Annotated in this window: 22 protein-coding genes; 13 read left to right on the forward strand and 9 right to left on the reverse strand. The window is 45.6% G+C overall.

Going from position 1 to position 22,872, the window contains the following annotated elements; translation table 11 throughout:
• Positions 1 to 142: 142 nt before the first annotated feature.
• Positions 143 to 589: a hypothetical protein gene (locus D9Y29_RS19675; RefSeq protein WP_127131434.1), complete on the forward strand. Its 447-nt coding sequence runs from the start codon at positions 143 to 145 to the stop codon at positions 587 to 589.
• A gap of 167 nt (positions 590 to 756) precedes the next feature.
• Positions 757 to 975: a hypothetical protein gene (locus D9Y29_RS19680; RefSeq protein WP_127131436.1), complete on the forward strand. Its 219-nt coding sequence runs from the start codon at positions 757 to 759 to the stop codon at positions 973 to 975.
• 68 nt (positions 976 to 1,043) lie between these two features.
• Here D9Y29_RS19680 and meaB read toward each other — a convergent pair whose 3' ends face one another.
• The 3 genes from meaB to D9Y29_RS19695 form a co-directional block, all read right to left on the reverse strand.
• The gene (meaB, locus tag D9Y29_RS19685) at positions 1,044 to 1,934 is read right to left on the reverse strand and encodes a methylmalonyl Co-A mutase-associated GTPase MeaB (RefSeq protein WP_127131438.1); all 891 of its coding nucleotides are present in this window, start codon (positions 1,932 to 1,934) and stop codon (positions 1,044 to 1,046) included.
• Positions 1,935 to 2,016: 82 nt separating this feature from the next.
• The gene (locus tag D9Y29_RS19690; protein ID WP_127131440.1) at positions 2,017 to 2,886 is read right to left on the reverse strand and encodes a glycosyltransferase family protein; all 870 of its coding nucleotides are present in this window, start codon (positions 2,884 to 2,886) and stop codon (positions 2,017 to 2,019) included.
• Between the two features lie 27 nt (positions 2,887 to 2,913).
• Positions 2,914 to 3,699, reverse strand: coding sequence for a glycosyltransferase family 2 protein (locus D9Y29_RS19695; protein ID WP_127131442.1), 786 nt, complete (start codon positions 3,697 to 3,699; stop codon positions 2,914 to 2,916).
• Positions 3,700 to 3,892: 193 nt separating this feature from the next.
• Here D9Y29_RS19695 and D9Y29_RS19700 point away from each other — a divergent pair, with 193 nt between their 5' ends.
• The 5 genes from D9Y29_RS19700 (at position 3,893) to D9Y29_RS19720 (ending at position 8,364) form a co-directional block, all read left to right on the forward strand.
• Positions 3,893 to 4,540 (forward strand): LON peptidase substrate-binding domain-containing protein, encoded by a 648-nt coding sequence (locus D9Y29_RS19700; protein ID WP_127131444.1) that lies wholly within the window; start codon positions 3,893 to 3,895, stop codon positions 4,538 to 4,540.
• 23 nt (positions 4,541 to 4,563) lie between these two features.
• Positions 4,564 to 5,307, forward strand: a complete 744-nt coding sequence (locus D9Y29_RS19705) for a type III pantothenate kinase (protein WP_127131446.1) — start codon at positions 4,564 to 4,566, stop codon at positions 5,305 to 5,307.
• Positions 5,270 to 6,613 (forward strand): BamG family beta-barrel-assembly machinery protein, encoded by a 1,344-nt coding sequence (gene bamG / locus D9Y29_RS19710; protein ID WP_478356821.1) that lies wholly within the window; start codon positions 5,270 to 5,272, stop codon positions 6,611 to 6,613. The genes D9Y29_RS19705 and bamG overlap by 38 nt, the downstream gene beginning before the upstream one ends.
• Positions 6,614 to 6,616: 3 nt before the next feature.
• Complete coding sequence (lptC, locus tag D9Y29_RS19715) at positions 6,617 to 7,297, forward strand: LPS export ABC transporter periplasmic protein LptC (protein ID WP_277601135.1); 681 nt, start codon at positions 6,617 to 6,619, stop codon at positions 7,295 to 7,297.
• A gap of 77 nt (positions 7,298 to 7,374) precedes the next feature.
• Positions 7,375 to 8,364 (forward strand): potassium channel beta subunit family protein, encoded by a 990-nt coding sequence (locus D9Y29_RS19720; protein ID WP_127131452.1) that lies wholly within the window; start codon positions 7,375 to 7,377, stop codon positions 8,362 to 8,364.
• Positions 8,365 to 8,548: 184 nt separating this feature from the next.
• On the opposite strand, the gene D9Y29_RS19725 is transcribed toward D9Y29_RS19720, so the two are convergent.
• Complete coding sequence (locus D9Y29_RS19725) at positions 8,549 to 8,893, reverse strand: carboxymuconolactone decarboxylase family protein (RefSeq protein WP_127131454.1); 345 nt, start codon at positions 8,891 to 8,893, stop codon at positions 8,549 to 8,551.
• A 102-nt stretch (positions 8,894 to 8,995) separates the two neighbouring features.
• Here D9Y29_RS19725 and D9Y29_RS19730 point away from each other — a divergent pair, with 102 nt between their 5' ends.
• Positions 8,996 to 11,137: a S9 family peptidase gene (locus tag D9Y29_RS19730; protein ID WP_127131456.1), complete on the forward strand. Its 2,142-nt coding sequence runs from the start codon at positions 8,996 to 8,998 to the stop codon at positions 11,135 to 11,137.
• On the opposite strand, the gene D9Y29_RS19735 is transcribed toward D9Y29_RS19730, so the two are convergent.
• Both D9Y29_RS19735 and D9Y29_RS19740 read right to left on the reverse strand, forming a co-directional pair.
• Entirely contained in the window at positions 11,130 to 12,368 is a 1,239-nt protein-coding gene (locus tag D9Y29_RS19735) for a TCR/Tet family MFS transporter (RefSeq protein WP_127131458.1), read from the reverse strand. The genes D9Y29_RS19730 and D9Y29_RS19735 overlap by 8 nt on opposite strands.
• Positions 12,369 to 12,654: 286 nt before the next feature.
• Positions 12,655 to 12,975, reverse strand: coding sequence for an RNA recognition motif domain-containing protein (locus tag D9Y29_RS19740; RefSeq protein WP_127131460.1), 321 nt, complete (start codon positions 12,973 to 12,975; stop codon positions 12,655 to 12,657).
• Positions 12,976 to 13,167: 192 nt separating this feature from the next.
• On the opposite strand from D9Y29_RS19740, the gene gndA reads away from it, so the two are divergent.
• Genes gndA through pgl form a run of 3 tightly spaced genes read left to right on the forward strand, consistent with a single transcriptional unit; the run spans position 13,168 to position 16,853 of the window.
• Positions 13,168 to 14,583 (forward strand): NADP-dependent phosphogluconate dehydrogenase, encoded by a 1,416-nt coding sequence (gndA, locus tag D9Y29_RS19745; RefSeq protein ID WP_127131462.1) that lies wholly within the window; start codon positions 13,168 to 13,170, stop codon positions 14,581 to 14,583.
• A 27-nt stretch (positions 14,584 to 14,610) separates the two neighbouring features.
• The gene (gene zwf, locus D9Y29_RS19750; RefSeq protein ID WP_127131464.1) at positions 14,611 to 16,125 is read left to right on the forward strand and encodes a glucose-6-phosphate dehydrogenase; all 1,515 of its coding nucleotides are present in this window, start codon (positions 14,611 to 14,613) and stop codon (positions 16,123 to 16,125) included.
• Between the two features lie 2 nt (positions 16,126 to 16,127).
• Positions 16,128 to 16,853: a 6-phosphogluconolactonase gene (gene pgl / locus D9Y29_RS19755; RefSeq protein WP_127131466.1), complete on the forward strand. Its 726-nt coding sequence runs from the start codon at positions 16,128 to 16,130 to the stop codon at positions 16,851 to 16,853.
• Between the two features lie 83 nt (positions 16,854 to 16,936).
• Here pgl and D9Y29_RS26570 read toward each other — a convergent pair whose 3' ends face one another.
• From D9Y29_RS26570 to D9Y29_RS19765, 3 genes are all read right to left on the reverse strand, one after another.
• Positions 16,937 to 17,308, reverse strand: coding sequence for a hypothetical protein (locus D9Y29_RS26570; protein WP_164735488.1), 372 nt, complete (start codon positions 17,306 to 17,308; stop codon positions 16,937 to 16,939).
• A gap of 110 nt (positions 17,309 to 17,418) precedes the next feature.
• The gene (locus D9Y29_RS19760; RefSeq protein WP_164735489.1) at positions 17,419 to 18,513 is read right to left on the reverse strand and encodes an AAA family ATPase; all 1,095 of its coding nucleotides are present in this window, start codon (positions 18,511 to 18,513) and stop codon (positions 17,419 to 17,421) included.
• 103 nt (positions 18,514 to 18,616) lie between these two features.
• A complete protein-coding gene (locus D9Y29_RS19765) occupies positions 18,617 to 19,783 on the reverse strand; it encodes an N-acetylmuramoyl-L-alanine amidase (RefSeq protein ID WP_164735490.1) in 1,167 nt (388 codons plus the stop codon).
• A 79-nt stretch (positions 19,784 to 19,862) separates the two neighbouring features.
• Between D9Y29_RS19765 and D9Y29_RS19770 the strand changes: the two genes are divergently transcribed.
• Both D9Y29_RS19770 and D9Y29_RS19775 read left to right on the forward strand, forming a co-directional pair.
• The gene (locus D9Y29_RS19770; protein ID WP_127131473.1) at positions 19,863 to 21,299 is read left to right on the forward strand and encodes a M48 family metallopeptidase; all 1,437 of its coding nucleotides are present in this window, start codon (positions 19,863 to 19,865) and stop codon (positions 21,297 to 21,299) included.
• Positions 21,300 to 21,319: 20 nt separating this feature from the next.
• A complete protein-coding gene (locus tag D9Y29_RS19775; RefSeq protein ID WP_127131475.1) occupies positions 21,320 to 22,870 on the forward strand; it encodes a DUF6770 family protein in 1,551 nt (516 codons plus the stop codon).
• Positions 22,871 to 22,872 lie beyond the last annotated feature (2 nt).

The following is a 22,872-nucleotide window of genomic DNA, read 5'->3' on the forward strand; positions in this document are numbered from 1 at the left end:
ACCCAATTGTTAAACTGAAAAAATGATGCAACCATTCTGTAACAATGGAGAAAGTGCTGCGTCTTATTATGTATACAAGCAAACGCGCAGATGCTTCAGGGAAACCAACAAACAATTAAAACATCTTTCTAAAAATATTACCATGAAAAAGTTATTCATCGTTGCAATGATTCTTCTGACAGGATTAAGCACAACCTTCGCAAACTCACGTGAAACAGTAAACGAAAAAATAGCCAAAGCATTCACCGAAGATTTCGCCGGTGCGCAGGATGTAAAATGGGAGAACAAAGAGAATTTCGCCAAAGCCACTTTCACTCTCGGCAGCCAGGTGATGTTCGCCTTCTACTCTCAGGATGGAGATCTGCTGGGCGTTACAAGGAATATCGTTTCTTCCCAGCTGCCTATCAATCTGCTCTCCGAACTGAAAAAAGGATACAGCAGCTACTGGATCACAGACCTCTTTGAAATGGGCCACAACAACAACACAACCTATTATGTTACCCTGGAGAACAGCACTCACACTGTAGTACTGAAATCAACCGGAACAGAGGGTTGGAACGTGTTCAGCCGCACAAAGAAACCTGCATAACAAAATTCAGGACCGTAATAAAGTATAGCCAGAAAAACAAAATGGTGTATCATGCCGATACACCATTTTTCATTTAAGCCTTTTCAATGGTAGTTTTTACCGGTTGTAAATACTGTAGCTGGTAATGGATTTGAGTTGTATTTTTGCATACCTATAATTCCATGATCATGAAAACGTGGCGTAAGATCATCTTCATATTAAGTTTGGTTGTTATCTCAGCAGCAACTGCAACTGCGCAATGTTCAATCTGCACAAAAACTGCGCAGCAACTGGGTGAAAAGCCGGCCAAGGCCTTGAATACCGGTATCGTTTACCTGGCATTTACGCCTATTGCCATCATTGGTATTGTGGCATACAGGTGGTACAAGGGTAATAAGGCTGCATAATTTCGGCTGTACTCTTAGAAGCTTCAATACTTTTTCAATTCTTCTTTGTATGTAGAGACGGAGAACAATCAGAGCCAGGATTGCACGAAACGGTAAAGATTGAAATGTCCCTCCTGTAAAGCCGCTTCCACAGCGTTTTTCAATTGGTCTTTACTGAGTCCTTTCATCCTGTATTGCTGGATCAGGAACCAGGCCCGTTCCGTTAGCAGCCAGGGCTTTTTGGATTCATGCATGGGGTGTTGCAGAAACTCTGTGATCTTTTCGAAGAGCTTGTCCACTCCTTCTTTCTGCGAAGCCACTGTTTTCACCACAGCAATTTCATACTGATGAGTAGTGAATACAGGCGCCAGCATGAGCCGGAGATTCTTCACAAAAAGATCTGCGCCAGGACGGTCGGCTTTGTTCACAACAAAAATATCGGCGATCTCCATGAGGCCGGCTTTCATGGTTTGCACTTCATCGCCGGCTTCAGGCACTACCACCACAACGGTAATATCGGCGAGGCCAACAATTTCCACTTCGCTTTGTCCTACGCCTACTGTTTCCACAATTACATAATCGAAGTCTGCGGCTTTCATCAGTTCTGTGATCTCGATGATCCTGGGATGCAGTCCACCCAATGAGCCGCGTGTAGCGAGCGAACGGATATAAACGCCGGGATGATCGTACCATTCACTCATGCGGATACGGTCTCCCAGCAGCGCTCCAAAATTGAAGGGAGAAGATGGATCAACGCAAAGTACGCCCACTTTCATTCCTTTGGCTGTGAGCACTCCTATCATCGCATCCACGAGTGTTGACTTTCCCGCTCCCGGAGGGCCGGTGATACCGATGATCTTTGTATGGCCAGTTTCCGGGATTGAGGCCAATAACTGGTCATAGCCTTCCACTTCATTTTCCACGTAAGAGATGGCCCTGGCCAGGCTCTTGCGGTTCCCGCCTCTGATCTTTTCCAGCATTGATGGCCAGTTGGTCAAGAGAGAAATATTTTATTCCGGATTAGCAAATATCGTTCAATCTTGTTTTAGCTGATGGGCAGCATTAGATGATCCTGTAATTGCGGAAATCGAAGAGCCGGATACCGGTCTTCTTTTCAAACCAGTACAATATCTTTCCTTTTATCGAAAATCTTTTACGCGACACGTCGAGATCTATCTGCCAGTTATGGCTGGCCACACGAGGCATCATTACCATCGGATGGGAACCGGTGAACCTTTCCAGCGAATCGAAATCCGAGAAATCGAAGAAATCCTGTTCCTGCAGTTTTTGCGCTCCCAGCACATCTTCCGACCAATATTGTTTCACGTTCAGGTGCTTGGCAAGCATTTGCTTTGGGCTTTTTACCCAACCATAGTGATATACAAAAGCATCGATCTGTTTTACGTTCAATTTTTCTCGTTCGCGGCGGAAGCCCTGCGCGTCTTTGTACGACTGAATGGTTTTATCGTTGCGGATGATGCGAACCTCTTTATGGTACCACCGGCGGCTGTCACCGATATAATCGAAAGTGCCATAAAAATGGAGATAATTGAAGAGCAGGCCATCCACCCTTTTGTCGTCTTTGTATCTTTCTGCCGCCTTTACAATGGCGGCGTGGTACTGTTCGTGCACCACTTCATCGCCCTGGATATAGAAGGCCCAATCGTATTCTTCCGGGATATGGCTGAATGCTTTATCAGTTTCGAGGGCCAGTACTACCCCACCTTTCCGGGCATTCGGATCCCAAACAGTCTTAATAATCTTTATCTTTTCAGAAGGTATATTCTGGATCAATTGAAGGGTGTCGTCTTCGCTTTCTCCTACAGCAACAATCATCAGATCAACCACAGGTAAAATGGATGCTATCGCTTCCACAATAGGATAGTCATTCAGTATTGCATTTCTAATGATGGTAAATCCTGCTATTTTCATGAATGCACTTTTTGAGAGGTTCCAGGGTTATTTACCTGGCAAGCCTGATGGTTCTTTCCAATCCTTTTGTAACTCGGTTAGCTTTGCATATTTGAAATAGGTGCTGATGGAATTATACAAGGCAATGGTAAACCCCACCCTGCCATCGAGGATTCCCAGCCTCAGGAAATAGGTCTGCATAAATTCGGCCCATCCATGTAATACAGCTTTTGTAATACTGCCTTTTTTCTTACTGAATAATTTTTTAGCGCCCAGCGATGAGTACCTATTGGCTTTATTGATAATCTGTTCGAGGTTCTCGAATGGAAATTGCCAAATTGGATTTGTCAGTTTTCCCAGCGGTCCCTTCGCTTCGAAACCTTCATGAACTTCCAGTTGAGTATAAGTCATCATCCCCTTCTTGAACAATTGAGGCTGGCGGTAATCCGGGTACCATCCGGAATACTTTACCCACTTGCCCATGAAATAATTCTTCCTGGGCATCAACCAAACCTGGGGAACATTGGCGTTATCTTCCCGGACTATTTTTAAGATCTCATCCCTGGCTGCGGGAGTGCAGCGTTCATCAGCATCGAGACTGAATATCCAGGGATAGCGGCAATGCTCCAACGCCGCATTGCGAAGTTTGCCAAACCCCTCGAAAGGTACCTGCACAACTCTGGCCCCCAGTTTCTTACTGATGGAAGCCGTATTGTCTGTACTATGAGAATCCACCACAATTACTTCATCCGCCCATTCAATTACACTCTGGATAGCGGCTTCTATCTTCTTTTCTTCATTATATCCTATGATATAAACGGAAACTTTGCTCATTTAACTTTTTTTCCTGGTAGTTGATCACATGCTGCGAACCTAAACAATGCACCTTTGGTTAAGTCACGAAAATAATCAATTAAAGTTGCCGGCCGCGTAAATTGGTTTTCAAATTTTGGAAGGGGTTGATACTCGTAAAAACCGTTGGCTCTCGCTTAGAATTAATAACAGATTGCGTAATATTGGCTTGCAAATGACAAATTTCATTCCCATATTTCCCCTTGCAGTTGTGGTTTATCCCGGCGAAGTGATGCACCTGCATATCTTCGAACCGCGGTATAAACAACTGATCCGTGAATGCCAGGAAAGCAGCAAGCCCTTTGGCATCCCCTCCGTGGTGAACGATAAGCTGCAGGACATGGGCACACTGGTGGAGGTTACTGAAATTGTGCAGGAGTACCAGAATGGTGAGCTGGACATCCGGACCAAAGGCCTGAAAGTTTTTCGCATCCTGGAAGTGATCAAACAGATCCCCGACAAACTTTATAGCGGCGCTATAGTGAATTATCCTGACAATGAAGATGATGCCGGCAACCGCGCGCTGATGCAGAAAGTGGTATTCGGTGTGAAAGAATTGCATCGCATGCTCAATGTCAGCAAGGATTTCCGCAAATCAGACGACCAGCTGAAAAGCTATGATGTAGCTCATCATGCAGGGCTTTCACTGGAGGAGGAATATGAAGTACTCGGTCTGATGAATGAGGTCCAGCGGCAGGAATACATCAGGAGGCACCTGGAAAAAGTGTTGCCTATGCTCCAGGAAATGGAGCAACTCAAAGAGAAAGTAAAACTCAATGGTCATTTCAGGAACCTCTCGGCCTTTGACCTGGATATAGAATAATATCCATTAAAATCCCATCAGCTTTGACGCCAACAACAACGCTTTGCCTTGATTTCGGAAATACCCGCCTGAAATGCGCGGTGTTCAGGAACGGGGTAATGGAGGAACTGATTGTTCTACCCGATGAAAGTGACGCTACCATCCGGGACCTCGTGAGCAGGTACCAACCGCTGCGCTCCATCCTTTCTTCCGTTATCAACCACAATCCTTCCCTGGAAACGATCCTCGCTGAAGCAGGATCTTTCCACAAACTCAGCAACCAGTCCAAACTTCCTATCACCACACCTGTAGGTAAGCCCGAAAGCATCGGAGCAGACAGGCTGGCCCTGGTTTCAGCCGCTGCGGACCTGTATCCCGGCAGAAATACACTGGTGATTGCGCTGGGCAGCGCCATCACATATAATTTTATTAATAAATATAAAGAATTTGTCGGGGGCAGTATTTCTCCCGGGATGGAAATGCGCTTCAAATCATTGAACGTTTTCACCGCCAAACTCCCGCTGGTAAAGAAAGATTGGAACTTCCCACTCATGGGATATGACACCCGGACCAACATTTTGAGTGGCGTAATCCTTGGAATGACCACTGAGATCGACGGAATCATAGAAATTTATCGACAAAAGTACCATAACTTTAACGCCGTCTTAACCGGGGGCGATGCACCGTATTTTGTCTATCATCTCAAAAACAAGATATTTGCAGACCCTAATTTAATCTATAAAGGGCTATATGCTATCTGCGAATACAACAATAACACCGACGTATAAGAAAATCGGACTGGTCTTAATTTTTTGGTGCTGTTTCATCTCCCTGGTACAGGCCCAAACTGAAAACTCTCCTTACTCACGTTATGGTTTAGGGGACCTTGTTCCCGGTCAATCCATCGCGAGCCGTGGTATGGGCGGGCTATCAGCTGCATATTTCGACTACACTTCGATCAACTTTATCAACCCTGCATCGTATTCCAAGATCAGCGCCACTACCCTCGACCTGGGTTTTGAGTTCGCTACACGCACTATCCGGGCAGGAGAGAATACTACCGATCCCAACAGGAAATTCAATTCATACAGTCCCAATATTTCCTATCTCCAACTTGCATTCCCGCTGAAAAAGAATGGAGGATGGGGTATGAACCTCGGCCTGAACCCTGTGAGCAGGATCAATTATAAAATCACAACCAGCTCTCAGAAAATATTCCCCGAGTTCGAGGATACAGTCGGTATCAATACCCTGTATGAAGGTACCGGCGGCGCCTACGAAGCACATATTGGCACCGGCTTCAATGTACTCAAAGGATTAAGTGTTGGTTTTAACTTCGGTTACATCTTTGGTACAAAGGATTACAGTACCCGAACCAATGTAGTAGACACCATTGCTTATTATTATAAATCCAACCACCAGCGTAAAACACATTATGGCGGCGTTCACCTCAATGGTGGATTACAATATATGGTGAAGCTGAACAAAACCAACTTTCTGCGATTAGGCGCTTATGGAAGCCTTCAGCGCAACCTCAATGCTAATGCGGATTACACTGTTCACACTTTCGAATATGCTACCTCCGGCGCAACAGATACTCTGGATATCGCTTATTCCGAAAAAGATATTTCAGGAACCGTGAAGTACCCTGCCAGCTATGGCGCCGGCATCATCTGGGACAAACCAGGAAAATTCATGGTGGGCCTGGATTATGCCACTGAAAAATGGAGCTCTTACCGCTTCTATGAAGGTAAAGACATGGTGCAGGATAGCTGGGAAGTCCGCTTCGGCGCTCAAATCGCCCCCAGGATCGGCAAGACCTACTGGAGCAATGTGAGCTGGCGCGCAGGTTTTACCTGGGGACAGGATTATATTTATGTGAACCAGACTGATCTCCCCAAATGGAGTGTCTCTGCCGGCGCTGCACTGCCCATGCGCAAACCCGCCTACACTAATCAGTTTTCAGTGATCAATGTCCTGTTTGAATATGGTAACCGGGGCAATAAGGATAATGCACTTCGTGAAAACTTTTTCAGATTTGGAGTTGGTCTCGCACTTACCGATATTTGGTTCCTCAAACGTAAGTACGATTAATAGGTGACCAGGTTCATATCAACATATTCTTTTTTTCTTGCAGCCCTGTTAATGGGCTGCTTTTTTCTTTTCTCCTGTGAGAACACTACCGAAGAAGTAGATGCTGTTTTCGGCAAGAAGGCAATAGCCATTGAAGAAGCCATTCAGGTAGATAGTTATATGAGCCAGGATGGCAAAACAAAGGCACATCTCACAGCACCGTACATGCTTCGCCAGGTAAGAGATTCCCAATACATCGAATTTCCCCGCTCATTACATGTTGACTTTTACGATACCACCGGCGTTATAGAAACCATTCTCGACGCGAAGTATGGTAAGTATCGTGAATACGAAAGCAAGGTTTTGCTTAGAGATAGTGTGATCGTGATCAATATCAAGAACGGGGACACGCTCCGTACTCCCGAATTATGGTGGGACCAGAACAAAGAACAATTCTATACAGATAAACCTTCGCATATCACTAAACGTGATGGCACCGATATTTTTTCACGAAATGGCATGAAAGCCAAACAGGACCTGACCTGGTATGAGCTGTACGGTAATTCCGGCAAACTGCCCACACCAGATGAAGCAGCCCCCGTTGGTTCCGATAGCCTGCGCAGGGACTCTGCTGTGCAAGGCAAACCAGTTCCACCACCTTCACCAATTCCGGCTCCCGCGAAACAGGAACCCGTGAAATCTTAAGCCTGCCCCTCACAGGCAATTCTCCTCATTCCTGCCGATCTTTTTCCGTATTTTCAATGCCATAAAATGCAATGAACATGGAATATCGCAGACTTGGAAGATCAGGACTGGAATTGAGCGTACTATCATTCGGCAGTTGGGTAACCTTTCACAAGCAACTGGAAGACGGCCTCGCCGATGAACTGATGGGCATCGCCTACGACAAAGGCGTCAATTTCTTCGATAACGCCGAAGTATACGCGCTGGGAGAAAGTGAAAAGATGATGGGGCGTGTTCTCAAAAAGAAAAAATGGGACAGGACTTCCTATACAATTTCCTCCAAAGCCTATTTCGGCTGGAGAGGAAAAGAAAACAAACCCAATCAAACGGGCCTCAGCCGAAAGCATCTTTTTGAAGCCTGTAACGAAGCATTGCAAAGGCTACAGCTGGACTACCTGGATCTTTTCTTCTGTCATCGTCCGGATGTGAATGTACCGATCGAAGAAGTGGTTTGGACCATGCACAACCTTATTCAGCAGGGCAAGGTCCTCTACTGGGGCACCAGCCAGTGGAGCGGGGCAGAGATCATGGAAGCACATCGTGTGGCGCAGCAATACAATCTTATCGGGCCTGTGATGGAACAGCCGCAATACAATATGTTCGAGCGTTTCAAAATGGAACAGGATTATCTTCCTGTATTCAAGAATGTTGGTCTCGGCACCACCATCTGGAGCCCACTGGCAGCCGGTTTCCTCACAGGGAAATACAATGATGGTATCCCTGCGGATTCACGCCTTGCCCTGGAGGGATTCGACTGGCTGAAAGACCGCTGGATCCAGGACGCGAAACTTGAGAAAGTGAAAAAGCTCACGGAGCTGGCAAAACATCTCAATGTATCACTTGCTTCACTTGCCATCGCCTGGACCATAAAAAACCCAAACGTTACCACAGCAATTCTTGGCGCCACTAAGAAATCACAGCTGGAAGACAACTTCAAAGCGCTGGACGTAGTGCAGTTGCTCAGTCCGGAATTGATGGCGCAGATCGAAAATATATTGCAGAACAAACCTTCAATGGATCTGGCATAACGGAGAGCCGGGAGCTAACTGAAAAGGATATATGCTGAATGTCGGAGAGCTCACTCGCTCGCCTCTGGCGAGTGAGTTTTATTTAGTCGCCTCCGGCAACACAGTGCTCGCCGGGAGGCGAGCCAATACAAGTCACTCGCGGGGACGCGAGCGACTGCCAGCTCTCCGAATTACTGTAGCATCCCTACAGCGCCAGCAACTCCTCCCAATACTCCGCTGCTCTGCGTGTATGCGGGATCACGATCGTACCACCCACAATATTAGCTACGGCAAATACTTCATACACCTGTTCTGTAGTGATACCCACTTCATGACATTTGCCAAGGTGATATTTGATACAGTCATCGCAGCGCAATACCATACTGGCTACCAGCCCCAACATTTCTTTGGTGGAAACATCCAGTGCGCCGGCTTCATAGGTATTGGTGTCGAGGTTCCAGAGGCGTTTCATTACCAGGTTGTTCTTACCCAGTATCACTTCATTCATTTTGGAACGGTAGTCGTTGAATTCCTGAATCAGATTGCTCATGTCGAAAATTTATTAAAGCTACATTAAGAAATGCAGCCGTTGATCATTTCCTTCTTTCTTAGAAATATTGAATTTGTACATTCATTCCTTAAATGACTGTTTATGAAAAATGTCACATGGGTCCTCCTGCTTCTGTTGCAGGTGACGGTCCTCTTTGCCCAGGAGCCGGTAAAAGTCACAGACATGCTGAAGATCAAAAGCATCAGCAGTGTAAACCTTTCCAATGACGGCAGCAAGGTCGTTTACAGTGTTACCAGCATCGAGCCTGACGGCGAAAGCAAAACCGATTACAAATATGTTTCGCAACTCTGGATGGCAGGAACTGACGGCAACGCACAGCCAAAGCAACTCACCAGTAAGGAGAATGCATCACAGCCCGCCTGGAGCCCAGACGGGAAAAGCATTGCCTTCGTGCGCGCTGCAGATGGAAAACCGCAGATCTTCCTGCTCCGCCTCGATGGCGGCGAAGCCATTCAGCTCACCAAACACAAGTACGGCGCATCCTCTCCCAAATGGGGTCCCGATGGAAAACAGATCCTCTTCGCCGCAGGTATTCCTCTCAAAGATTTGCTCCAGGACAGTATTCTCAACCCCGGCAAAACCGTTCCGGAATATACACTCGAAAGACCTGGCTTCGATAATAACAACTGGCTTAAGAATGCATCCAGGGCAGACCCTGATGGCAATATCGAAGAAGTAAGGGCCTGGCTGGACAAGAATATCACAGACAAGAAAGCCACACTACTCAACAAACTGAATTTCCAGGATGAAGCCAATATCAATGGTGGACAGGGCTTCACACATTACTGGCTCGTGAACGCAACACCAGGCGCCACGCCTCAGCCTGTTACCAAAGGCTTTGCCAGACTGGCCATTGCGGATTTCACGCCTGATGGCTCCAAATTCATTCTCACCGGTAACACAGATATCAGTCAAAGTCCTGAACGTATTCTCGAAAACGAGATCTACATCATGGGAAGAGATGGCAATGGATTCAGAAAAGTGTTGGGAGAAAAAGGCAGATCTTTCTTCGCTCCCAAGCTCTCTCCTTCCGGCAAACTGCTGGCCTTTGCTTATAGCCCTACTTCTTTCGTGAATGTGCAGTCGCTGGGTATTATGCCGATAGACGGCAATGAAAAAGATCTCATCACCATTCCATTCGACAGAACAAAAGGAGGTTTCACCTGGAGCAATGATGAAAAATATCTCTATTTCACAGCACAAAGCAATGGCGGCACGCCAATTTACCGTGTTGATCTGAAAACGAAAAAAGTGGAACAGCTCACCGATTATGAAGGAGGTGTTGGGAGCTTCGATATCGTGAACAATAAACTGGTGTATTCCAGAACTGATATTACCAGCCCATTTGAACTTTACCTCGCCGATGGTAGTGCAAAGAATGCAAAGCGCATCACATCCCTCAATACTGATTGGATCAGCAAGAAACGGATATCCTTACCCGAAAAGAAAACTTTCGTGAATGATAAGGGACTTACCGTGGAATACTGGGTGATGAAGCCCGCCAACTACGAGGCCGGAAAGAAATATCCCCTGTTACTGGAGATCCACGGCGGCCCATCCGCCATGTGGGGACCCGGAGAAGCCAGTATGTGGCACGAGTACCAGTTCTTTTGCAGCAAAGGATATGGCGTTGTATACTGCAATCCCAGGGGCAGCGGTGGTTATGGACAGGAATTCCTTCGCGCCAATTTAGAAGACTGGGGCAAAGGCCCTGCCAGCGATGTACTTACAGCGCTGGACAAAACCGTTGCAGAAGGTTGGGCCGATACTTCCAAACTGGTAGTGACCGGTGGTTCCTATGCAGGCTACCTGGTGGCCTGGATCATCTCTCATGATCAGCGCTTCAAAGCAGCTTGCTCACAGCGAGGGGTATACGAACTCAATACTTTCTTTGGAGAAGGCAATGCCTGGAGACTGTTGCCGAACTATTTCGGAGGCTACCCGTGGGAGCCAAAAGCAAGAGAGATCCTCGATAGAGAATCTCCCTTCAATTATGTTGAAAATATCAAAACACCGTATATCATCTTTCATGGCGACAATGACCGCAGAACAGGTTTTGTGCAAAGCGAAATGATGTATCGCGCACTGAAAGTGTTGGGTCGTCCGGTGGAATATGTTCGTCATCCCGGAGGAACGCATGAGCTCACACGCAGTGGCGATAACCGTCAGCGTATGGACCAGATGTTACGCACCTGGGAATTCTTCGAGCGTTACATCAGGTAGTCTGCTGCGGCGCAACAGGATGTTTTTCTTTGTAGAGCGCCCTGTAAGCGATCCACGCACTCAGCAATAACAAGAATGCACCCAGATAGAAAGGCGCGCCGGGCAATTGTACCGGTGCGCTTTTATGTGTAAAGTAGCTGAACAACCCTGTCATCAGTGGCGGGCCGATCATCGCCGTTACACTGATCAAACTTGTTAAAGCTCCCTGTAATTCCCCCTGCTCATTAGCAGGCACATGATTGGAGATGGTGCCTTGCAGGGCAGGGCCACCAATACCCCCGAGACAATAAATAACTGTGAACACATACATCATCCAGCCCTCAGTTGCCAGCCCGAACAATACCATGCCCACTGCATAAAGGATCAGGCCGATATAAATACTTTTTTCCTGGCCGAATAAAGGAATGGTCTTTCGGATCAGCACGCCCTGCACCAGCCCAACGGTCAGGCCCACGATGCCCAGTGAAATACCGATCTCGCTTTCATGCCAGTTGAATTTCTCGATCCCATAAAAGCTCCACACACTCTGCACTGCATGTGATGCAATATATACGATCACCAGCGCACTAACCAGTCCAACCAGTGCAGGATATTTTTTCAGGTGCATTAACGAGCCCACAGGATTGGCTCGCTTCCATTCAAACTTGCGTCTGTTCTCTTTCTTGAGTGATTCAGGAAGAATGAAGAAACCATAGAGCCAGTTCAATAATGTAAGACCTGCACCTACAAGGAATGGAACACGCGTACCAAATCCTCCCAGCAATCCGCCGATCACAGGACCGATAATAAAGCCCATTCCAAATGCAGCGCCTACAATACCAAAATTCTGTGCGCGTTTTTCAGGTTCACTGATGTCTGCGATATAGGCTGTGGCCGTTGTAAAGCTGGCGCCTGTGATGCCTGCAATGATGCGGCCCAGGAACAACCAACCTAACGTTGGCGCAAATGCGAGAAAAATATAATCGACGCCAAATCCAAATAAAGAAATAAGCAGGATAGGTCTTCTGCCATACCTGTCGCTAAGGTTACCTAACAAAGGAGAGAAAAGGAATTGCATGGCAGCGTAGGCAGTCACCATCCAGCCGCCGATAGTGGATGCATTGCTGATGTCTACATGCGCCAGTTCCATGATCAGTTTTGGCATTACCGGGATGATGATCCCAAATCCGATCACATCAATTAAAATGGTTACGAAGATGAAACCTAAAGCCGCTTTCCCCGTTGATTTCATGAGATGAAGTTTAGTTGTTGTAAGAGCCCTGCAAAGTAAGTGTATTAAGGCTTTGCAGCCAATCAATCATTCGTGGAAACGGTGAAATTCCGGTAAAAAGAGAGAGTTTTTTTTGCACATCCGGAATGATGCGGCAACATTATAATTGGAAAACATTTTGACCTCGGAAATTGTTTGGCAAATTCAACTTTTCAGGTAGAAATGCTAACAACTGTTGGGGCATGCATGAGGTTCATAAAAAAAGCCCCGCAGATGCGAGGCTTTCAGTATCGGTTATACGCACTAATTAATAACGGTTGTTATAGTTATTATTGCGGGGAGCGAAAGAGCGTTTTTGACCGCCGCCACCGTTGCCGCTACGCTCTTCGCGAGGACGTGCTTCGGTAACTTTGATAGCCCTTCCTTCTACAATGCCACCATCCAGCTCAGTGATCGCCTTTTGTGCAGCTTCGTTATCGGGCATTTCCACGAAACCAAAGCCACGGCTTTTGTTGGTGAATTTGTCAGTGATAACTTTGGCAGAAGTTACTTCGCCATAGTCTGCAAAAAAGTCGTTCAGATCTTCATCTGTAACGTTGTAGCTCAAATTCGAAACATAAATGTTCATACAAAAAACTGGTTAAATTAATTAATCATCTGAGTAGTAAGCAGAGTAAAGAAGACTTAACTAATAGCAGGGGAAGTGCGTAGCAGAATATATCGTTCACTTACTAATTGCTCAATCGCTCAAATTGCGACGCAAATATACAGAAAAATACTACCTCAATTTACCTAATTTTGCTTTTCTATAAACCAAAGCATGGCAGCACAACAATTCGACTTCGGAATGATCGGCCTTGGAGTGATGGGAAGGAACCTCCTCCTGAATATGGCGGATCACGGATTTAAGGTAATCGGATTTGATAAGGACGAACAGAAGACCACCGCCTTCGAAAAAGCCGCAACCACCGGTACTACCGTTAAAGGAGTGAGCAACCTGAAAGCTATGACAGACGGGCTTTCCCTGCCACGAAGGATCATGATGCTGGTTCCCGCCGGCAAGCCTGTGGACGATGTGATCGAAAGTCTTCTCCCCCTCGTCCAACCCGGCGATATCATTATTGACGGCGGCAACTCCCACTATACAGACACGCTGAGAAGGGTGCAATACCTCGCTGAAAAAGGCATCCATTTCATGGGCGTGGGTGTATCCGGCGGTGAACAGGGCGCCAGAACAGGCCCCAGTATCATGCCCGGAGGCGACCAGGAAGCTTACCCCCATGTACAACCTATGCTGGAAGCCATTTCCGCCAAATTCAAAGGAGAGCCCTGCGTTGCACACCTCGGTAAAGGCGCAGCAGGCCACTACGTGAAAATGGTGCACAACGGAATCGAATATGCCATCATGCAACTGATCTGCGAAGCCTACGACCTGCTTCATCGCGGAGCTGGCCTCAGCAATGATGAGCTCCACCAGACATTCGACGCCTGGAACAAAGGGGAACTGCAATCCTTCCTTATCGAGATCACTGCTGCCATCTTCAAACAAAAAGACGATAAGACCAATAATCACCTTGTTGATATGATCCTGGACAAAGCCGGAGCCAAAGGCACCGGTAAATGGACCTCCCAGGATGCAATGGACATTGGCGTTCCCATCCCTACCATCGATATGGCGGTGACTATGCGCAATATCTCCGCACTGAAATCTGAAAGGACCAATTCGGCTGCATTATTTGCTCATTCCATCACTCCCGTTACAACCGGCAAAGCTACATTTGTACAGCAGGTGCACGATGCGCTCTTCTTTGGTATACTCATCAGTTATACACAGGGGCTGGCCATGTTGCACCGCGCTTCCACAGAGCTGGATATGCAGATCCCCATGCCCTCTGTTGTGAGAGTATGGAGAGCCGGCTGTATTATCCGTTCCACATTGCTTGACCTGTTCACGAACATTTATGATCAGAACCCTCAGCTGGAAAATTTGTTATTAGATAAGCAAATCGCAAACATGCTGAAAGGAAAAGAAGCAGGTATGCGCGCCGTAGCAGCCGCTGCTGTTACCAATCGCTTCCCTGCAGGCGCACTGCTGAATGCACTCACTTACTTTGATGCATACACCAGCGCGCAATTACCGATCAACCTGTTACAGGCTCAAAGGGATTTTTTCGGGGCGCATACCTATCAGCGTATCGACGAACCCGGATCTTTCCACACAGAATGGAACCAATGATTTTGACTACTGAATTATCTCAATACTATGCAACAACATAAAAGACCACCGGCAGCATTATTATTCATCTTCGGTGGCAGCGGCGATCTCAATCACAGAAAGCTTTCCCCGGCTCTCTACAATCTTTTTATCGATAACTGGATGCCCGAAAAATTCGGCATCGTAGGGATAGGTAGAAGACCCTATGCAACCGAGGGTTATCATACACACCTGATGGATGGTATCCGCCAGTTCTCCCGCCGCAAGGAAGAACAGAACGGTAAGTGGAATGATTTCTCCAAACATGTATCTTATCTCCAGATGAATGCAGAGGTGGAGGAAGAGTACCAGAAGATTGCCGAGATCGTAAAACAGAAAGAAGCTGAATTCGGAGAACATCCCAATGTGATCTTCTATATGGCCGTGGCTCCTCAACTGGTACCCGATATCGCCCAGAAACTCGGCCCCCTCAATATTTGCCATGATACCAAGTGCACGCGCATCGTGGTGGAAAAACCATTCGGTCATGATCTGGATAGTGCGAAGGAACTGAATGGCCTTCTTTCTTCCCTCTTCAGCGAAGAACAGATTTATCGCATAGACCATTATCTCGGAAAGGAAACAGTTCAGAATATTCTCGCCCTGCGTTTCGCCAATGCGCTCTTCGAGCCCATCTGGAACCGTAACTACATCGATCATATCCAGATCACTGCCGCTGAAACCGTAGGCGCTGAAGGTCGTGGCGATTATTACGAACGCTCCGGCGCGCTCCGCGACATGGTGCAGAACCATATCCTGCAGCTCATGTGCATGATCGCAATGGAAGCGCCCGTGTCTTTCGAAGCCAACGAGATCCGTAACAAGAAAGTGGATGTACTCAACGCCATCAGGAGATATTCTAACGATGAGGTACATGCGCATGCAGTACGCGGCCAGTACTCCGGCGGCTGGATGAAAGGGCAGCAGGTCCCAGGCTATCGCCAGGAAAAAAGCGTTAGTCCTGATTCACCTATCGATACATTCGCTGCTGTTAAATTCTATATCGATAACTGGAGATGGCAGGATGTGCCCTTCTACGTGCGCACAGGAAAACGCATGCACGAGAAATCCACCATCATCAATATACAATTCAAACCTGCGCCTTCTTATGCCTTCCCTTCGGAAGCGGCAGACACCTGGCGCCCCAACAGGCTTACCATCAGCATCCAGCCGGAAATGGATATCCGTCTGCGCTTCCAGGCTAAACGCCCCGGACAGAGCATGACCCTCAATCCGGTGGACATGATCTTTAACTACAAAGATGCTTATGACGGCGATGAACCGGAAGCATACGAAACACTGTTGCTGGATGTAATGGAAGGAAACCAAACCCTCTTCATGCGCTCAGACCAGGTGGAAGCCGCCTGGAAGATCATCATGCCCATCCTCGAAACATGGGAAGGCAGATCACCCGTTGATTTCCCCAATTATGCGCCAGACAGCTGGGGGCCTGAAGACGCCGAAGCGCTTATCGCACGCGATGGCAAGAACTGGGTAACTCTTCCTCAACCACATAAGGATTAAGCATGTTGCACATTTATAAAGATGCCAATGAGGTCAGTCACCAACTGGCTGAATGGATCACCAGCCTGATCGAAAGGACTTTGGAGAAACAGGATGGTTTTACCTGGGTACTCACCGGTGGCAACTCACCCAAACAGTTGTACGAACTCCTATCTGCAAGCCCTTACCGCGAACGCATCCAATGGGAGAAACTGCATTTTTTCTGGGGCGATGAAAGAGCAGTGCCTTTTGAAGATAGTCGCAATAATGCGCGCATGACCTTTGAAGCATTGCTGAATAAAGTGCCGGTGAAGAAAGAACGGGTGCATATCATGCAAACGGATCTCGCGGCAGATGCAGCAGCCTTTGCTTATGAAAAGATCCTGCATACTTACTTTCCTGAAGGCAATCAAACCTTCGATCTTGTATTGAATGGAATGGGGGATGATGCACATACGCTCAGCCTTTTTCCGGGTTCTCCTGCTATCAAAGAACAGGAAGCCTGGGTGACTTCTTTCTGGCTGGAAGCGCAGGATATGTATCGCATTACACTTACAGCGCCGGTGGTGAACCTTGCGAAGAACGTAGTGTTCCTGACCTTTGGAGCTAATAAGGCAAACGCTTTGCAGCATGTGCTGGAAGGGCCGGAGAATATTGAGTTGTATCCTTCGCAATTGATACGGCCACAGTCAGGAGAAGTGCATTGGTTTGTGGATGAAGCAGCAGCGGGTGGATTAACTAAAAAGTAGCCTCTATTGCTTAATAAAGAAAACAGCGCCCCAAATCTGAAGCGCTGTTTTCTTTATAAGAGGTTCTTGCTAATCCGAATTGTTTAATAATATTTCGCGACAAAAAACCTAACCTGCTCAATCTCTTTCGGATTCCTCTGTTTTATTGTATTCAGAAGATTTTTGAAATTCCTGTCGTTTCTAATTGCCAACTTCTTCGTTTTACTTAAGAAAGCTTGAAACTCGTTTGGAAAACCATATTTAGAAAGATCAATGTTCAAATCCTGGCACATGAGATAAATTACTTTATCCATAGCAGGAATCGCAACTACCAGGAACTGGCTTTTTGCTTCATGCTTAAGAATGCGAAAGCACCTGGACTCTTCAATCAATTTAAAGTTAGAGATATAAGCAGGCTTCTTTTTGTCGTCGTCTATAAAGCCAATGCAAACATTATTCGCTTTGTTTTTTTCCAATGATATGCAAACTTGCTGAATATTAGGCGCATGATTCGGACTGTCATATCCCAACATTTCTACGAACGCAGTATCAACATTACATTCAGGAATAAGATTAGGGTATCGAATCATTTATTCAATGCGTCAATGTTAAAAAATACATCTGCACCACTATTCCAAAGAATGTCTAAATCGCTTTGATCAAGTCGTTTGATTTTCGTTTGATAATTTTCATAGTACACATGAAAGAATGCAATGTCCTTTAAGTTCAGCGAGTCTTCAATTAGACTATTGATAAAATATGGACTGTGAGTTGTAATAAAATATCTATTACTTGAATCTTCTTTTATCAACTCAGAAAGCTCTTTTATATAGGGAGGGAAAGAATGGGATTCTGGTTCTTCCAATAGAATTGTTGCATTCTTATTTGAGTAGATCGCTGATATATAAAACAACATTCTCCTAAGTGTGTCTGGAGTTAGCTCAAATGGAATCTTATATACAATTCCCTTCTCTTTTTTTTGAACCTCAAATTTTTTTGAAGAAAAGTCTAACAAAAATTCCAAGTTGAATTCATCAAAAAATGTTGTAATGAATTCTTTGATCTTAGGGTTACCTTGAACTATTGTAAAGAGATTTTCTCCTGATGGCTTCAAATATGCCCTGAAAGGATCTGAATAACTCATTCCTTCCTTATATTCATATTTCCTTATAGGATTGTCAAGATCAACTGCCATGGAAGCTTTACTCGAGCAATTTCCCTCTTGATTTAAAAGAGCATAAAATGAATTAAACCCCGGATGCTCTTCATACTTTGGAAGAATTGGCTCTTTTGAATCTATATTCGAAATAGAATCTCCGTTTTCAAAAAAATACTTTTTTCTTTTCCAAAATGCGGCGCTAGGGTTGACAAGTTGAATATATGTGTTTACTGCTGCGTAATAACTCAAATAAGCTATATTCCCATTGTAATCAATAGATATATCATTTGATACATCCCGATCATAAAACAAATTATCTAAGGTGTTATATCTAATAACGCTAGCTTGTGATTGTTGTTGGGTCTTACTCTGAATTACATTAAACAATGTCAAAGCCTCCAACAAATTAGACTTACCGCTATTAGGCTTACCGAAAAAAACATTTATCCTTGAAGTCGAGATTCTAACATCACGAATAGACTTAAAATTCTTTACTTCCAAATTCCCGGCTTCTTTTGTCATATTTTCCATTTACTGATAGAAATTCTTAAGAAAATAAAGATAGGAAATACTTGTTGAACATTAAATTAGGCTATTGACACAGCTTTATCCAATTTAATAATGATCAATCCATCGCCTTCAACCAATCCACAATCCCCCTTGTGATCTTATTCGCCACATCTGCATCAAACCCTTTCTTCAGCATTCTCTTTTCTTCTTCCTCATTGCTCAGAAAACCAACTTCCACTAAACAATTCGGATATTCCGTTGGACCATTCAATGAAAAATTGAAACCACCAATATTCCCATAATTGCTAAAACCCAGTTCCAGCATGCGTTTGAGGATTGCCTGCGTCAATGGTTGAAAGCCAATATAACGATAATAAGTACTCGTGCCTCTTACCGTAGGATTACCGGATGAATTGAAATGAATGCTGATCAGCAGATCAGGTTCTGCCTTGCGCAGTAATGCTGCACGTTCAGGTTGTGTCAGATCCGCATCGGAAGTTCTGGTCATTACAACAGTAGCTCCTTTTTGTTGCAACAATTTTTCAAGCGCTTTTGCATATTGCAGCGTGAGGTTCTTTTCCAATATCTTACTTGTCCTTCCTGATGCACCAAGATTGCTGCCTCCATGTCCTGCATCGATGGCAATCACCATATCGCGTAAGCGCAAACTTTCGGGAGGACGTTTCACTTTGATCTGTAACCTGCTTCCCAGGCTGTCGTAAGCAATGGAATACCCCCAATGGACGGGCTTGCCTAATTCGATGAACACACGCATCACATCATCCTCTGGTTGCTCATACCAAACGCTGCGGATAAAAGAAGATGTGCCACGCTGTGTAATCCAGTTGGTATTGGAGGTAACGCCATACAGGTCTACTACGATCCTGGAAGGACTGATCTGTTGTACGCTCTTATAAGGCAACCGGTTCGGCAATGAGATCGATACCAGATCATACTTTCCTTCCCCGCTTACCATCCAGCTGCCACTGAGGTTCTCGCTGCTGAGACGTAAACCGGAGTCTGCCGCCACATTTGCCTTCGACACATAAGCGATATGATATTTCGATAATTGTATTTTGTAATCCGTGCCCGCAGAGTCAACCACTTTCAGCACCACATTCGTGTCCAGGTAAGTCATTTTTGCTCCGCCCAGGCGGTCGTCCCCGGTGCCGTATTCCAGGTATGGAAGCGGTCCGATGGTTTTTACCAGGAAGGACTTCAAAGTGGAATCCTGTGCTTTGCCCATTGTTCCGGCAGCAAGAACGAATAAAACAAGTAGCATATTTTTCATATAGGAAAGATACAGCATTGCAAAAGGATTTTATTATTTTTACCGCAACCCTAAACCTCTATCTAACCGAATGAGACTGTTTTTCCTGTTGGTAATCGTATGTTCCAGCCTCCCATGCTTTTCCCAATCCATTACTTACAAACCACTTAATGACGATGCCGCCCAGATCAAAACCTGGGACGCGAATATGGCCACGCAACACAAGCAATTGCTGGACACACTCCGCAATTACTATAAGGCCGATTTTAAAAAGATCTATGAGAACAGGTACACAGACCTCAAAGATCTCACAGCAAAAAATCGTATTCTCACCGATTCAGTAGCCAACAATTACCTGCAACAACTCGTAAAAACAATTTTCAGTAACAACCCTGTCATTTCCCAACAAGGTTACAGGATCAGGTTCACAAGGGACTACTGGCCCAATGCCGCCAGCATGGGCGAAGGCACCATCATCTTCAATATCGGGCTCTTTACCAAACTGCAAAATGAAAGCCAGGTAGCGTTTGTGCTTTGTCATGAAATCGCCCACTATCATCTTCGCCATAGCCAGAACAGCATTGAACGTTATGTGAATACCATCAACTCGAAAGAATACCAGCAGGAGCTCAGGCGTATCGTGAAATCCGAATACCAGCGAGGCAAACAGCTGGAAACACTCGCAAAGTCTGTAACTTTCAACAACCGCCGTCACACCCGCGAACATGAATCTTCAGCAGACAGCATGGCATTGGAGCTGTTTAAGAATACGCCCTTCAAAACTGAAGAGGCACTCAGTTGCCTGGCCCTGCTGGACAGTATCGACAGGGATAAATACAATATAGCGCCAGCGCTCGATAAACTCTTCAACTTCCCGCAATACCCTTTTCAGAAAAAATGGATCCAGGAAGAACAGTCACTGTTCAGTGCCATGGCCGCTTCATCAAAAGAAGAAAAGAGTAAAGACAGGGACTCGCTCAAAACGCACCCCGACTGCGCTGTTCGCGTTAAGCAGCTTTCCGGAAAAGTGAAACAGTACAGCTCCGGAAATAAACAAATCTCGCCGGTTGACCCTGTTTCCTTCAAACAGCTGCAGGAGCTTTTCGATTATGAGATCATTGCACACTGCTACAACAATGATGATGTTTCAAGAAGTTTTTATTACACACTTCAACTGTTGCATTCCCGCCCTAAAGATCCATGGCTCATCGCCAACACCGGACGATGCCTGAACCGGATGTTCCAGGCGCAGAAAAATCATGAACTGAATAAGATTGTGGACCTGCCTTCGCCCTGGCAGGAAGAGAAATACAATGCAGTACTCCAGTTCATTCAAAGAGTAAGACTGATGGACTTCGCAGCTATCAGTTATTATTTCCTGCTACCATACGAATCGATGGAAAACCCTTCGGAAGACATGCTGGTAGCATTGATCAACAGTAAGATCAATTTCAACAGACCAGAAGAAAAATCCTCTCTCATAGCCCTGTACAATAAACTTTATCCAAACGGGAAAACAAAATTCTGATAACAACCCTCAAACAAATCATGAAAAAGATTACTGGAATGCTTGCCCTGGCCCTCGCTATCGGCCAGGCCGCTATTGCACAGAAACTGAGCATCGAGAATGTTAGAACAGTTTCGCTCAGAAGTACAGGAGCCATCAAAACCAGGGAAGAAGTAAAAGGCTATTTTACATTGTACCAGGGTGATAAAATAGATAAGAACACCAATGAATACGCACTCCAGATCATGGATGAAAACCTCAATAAAGTAAAAGAGGTAAAATTCACAGATTCAAGAAAGGTGCAATTACTGGAATCCGCTTATAACGGAACGGACCTCATCTTCAAGTTCTTCGATGAAGAACAGAAACTGATCGATTACCGCGTTTATGGATTTGATGGAAAAAAGAAATTCAACTACCAGCGCGAAGTGGATAAGAAAACAAAAAGGTACATGGAGCAACTGGATGCCTATCTTAGGAATGGCGCAGAAAACAAATCCATCTTTTCTGTAGGCGACAGAGGGTACATCTCCGTTATCCCTGTTCGTGATGAAGGCGACTTCACATACGAAGTTTCTTACTATGGCAGCGAAAAAAAACGTAGCTGGACATTTAATCCCGATGGCGAAGATTCCAAAACAGCACAAGCGCAATACCTTGGCAGCACAGACAGCGTGGCTGTATTTTCAGTGATGAAAAAAAGTAACAGGTACACAACAAAATCTTCGTCCTTCCTGATGGGACTATACCTGCACAATGGGAAAATTGCATTTGATTTCGAGACGGATAAAGACAAATACAATTTCCTGCCAATGAACACTTCCCCTATCGCAGGCACCACCAATTTCCTTGTAATGGGTCAATATTGCGATAAAGAAGACAATATCTCTAAAGGAAAAAGTTTGGGACTTGGCATGTGGCTGGTAAATTCTCAGGGAAAAATCCTCAACGCCAAATACAATTCCTGGGGATCCGAGATCGGTAAGCATCTTAATGTAAACGCAAAGGGCCGCGTAGAAGATATCGGTTACATCTACTTCCACAAAATCCTGCAGACCGAAGACGGTAATTTCTTTGCCGTTGGAGAAGGCTATAAGCGGCAGGCTGATGCCATAGGCATTGCTGCTAATGTTCTGGCAGGCGGTGGGGCTGCATCTACAACCAAGATCAAGGTAACGGATATGATGATGCTCTGCTTCGATCAGCAGTTCAATATCAAAGCCGCCACTATTTACGATAAAACGCCAACCAATGTAGCATTACTGCGAGGAATGGATTTTGCCAACCTGCCCACTGTTGCAATGTGGGTGAAATATTTCTTCAACGGATTTGATTATGCATTCACGCAAACTGACAACTCGCATTCCACTTTTACAGTTGGTTATATCGATTTTGTAAAAGAAAAAGATTACAAAGGCGGTACTTTCAACGCTATCACATACCATAACGGACAATTTACCCGGGACAAGATCAATCTCGTGAAAAAAGGCAGCAAGCTCAGTGTGTATGAAGCCAAACTCGGCTCCATCATGATTGCTGAATATTTCAAGAAAGAAAAGAGATTTGAAATGAGATTGGAAAAGATCAATTAACC

It is taken from the genome of Pseudoflavitalea rhizosphaerae, assembly GCF_003991355.1.
Taxonomy (GTDB): Bacteria; Bacteroidota; Bacteroidia; order Chitinophagales; family Chitinophagaceae; genus Pseudobacter; species Pseudobacter rhizosphaerae.

Coding starts and splice junctions, on each gene's coding strand:
- D9Y29_RS19675 (WP_127131434.1), top strand. CDS start 143: ATGAAAAAGTTATTCATCGTTGCAATGATTCTTCTGACAGGATTAAGC.
- D9Y29_RS19740 (WP_127131460.1), bottom strand. CDS start 12,975: ATGAACATTTATGTTTCGAATTTGAGCTACAACGTTACAGATGAAGAT.
- D9Y29_RS19735 (WP_127131458.1), bottom strand. CDS start 12,368: ATGAAATCAACGGGGAAAGCGGCTTTAGGTTTCATCTTCGTAACCATT.
- D9Y29_RS19760 (WP_164735489.1), bottom strand. CDS start 18,513: ATGACAAAAGAAGCCGGGAATTTGGAAGTAAAGAATTTTAAGTCTATT.
- D9Y29_RS19765 (WP_164735490.1), bottom strand. CDS start 19,783: ATGCTACTTGTTTTATTCGTTCTTGCTGCCGGAACAATGGGCAAAGCA.
- D9Y29_RS19725 (WP_127131454.1), bottom strand. CDS start 8,893: ATGAGCAATCTGATTCAGGAATTCAACGACTACCGTTCCAAAATGAAT.
- D9Y29_RS19730 (WP_127131456.1), top strand. CDS start 8,996: ATGAAAAATGTCACATGGGTCCTCCTGCTTCTGTTGCAGGTGACGGTC.
- zwf (WP_127131464.1), top strand. CDS start 14,611: ATGCAACAACATAAAAGACCACCGGCAGCATTATTATTCATCTTCGGT.
- D9Y29_RS19775 (WP_127131475.1), top strand. CDS start 21,320: ATGAAAAAGATTACTGGAATGCTTGCCCTGGCCCTCGCTATCGGCCAG.
- D9Y29_RS19720 (WP_127131452.1), top strand. CDS start 7,375: ATGGAATATCGCAGACTTGGAAGATCAGGACTGGAATTGAGCGTACTA.
- D9Y29_RS19690 (WP_127131440.1), bottom strand. CDS start 2,886: ATGAAAATAGCAGGATTTACCATCATTAGAAATGCAATACTGAATGAC.
- D9Y29_RS19700 (WP_127131444.1), top strand. CDS start 3,893: ATGACAAATTTCATTCCCATATTTCCCCTTGCAGTTGTGGTTTATCCC.
- gndA (WP_127131462.1), top strand. CDS start 13,168: ATGGCAGCACAACAATTCGACTTCGGAATGATCGGCCTTGGAGTGATG.
- meaB (WP_127131438.1), bottom strand. CDS start 1,934: ATGCTGGAAAAGATCAGAGGCGGGAACCGCAAGAGCCTGGCCAGGGCC.
- D9Y29_RS19695 (WP_127131442.1), bottom strand. CDS start 3,699: ATGAGCAAAGTTTCCGTTTATATCATAGGATATAATGAAGAAAAGAAG.
- bamG (WP_478356821.1), top strand. CDS start 5,270: ATGCTATCTGCGAATACAACAATAACACCGACGTATAAGAAAATCGGA.
- D9Y29_RS19770 (WP_127131473.1), top strand. CDS start 19,863: ATGAGACTGTTTTTCCTGTTGGTAATCGTATGTTCCAGCCTCCCATGC.
- pgl (WP_127131466.1), top strand. CDS start 16,128: ATGTTGCACATTTATAAAGATGCCAATGAGGTCAGTCACCAACTGGCT.
- D9Y29_RS19680 (WP_127131436.1), top strand. CDS start 757: ATGAAAACGTGGCGTAAGATCATCTTCATATTAAGTTTGGTTGTTATC.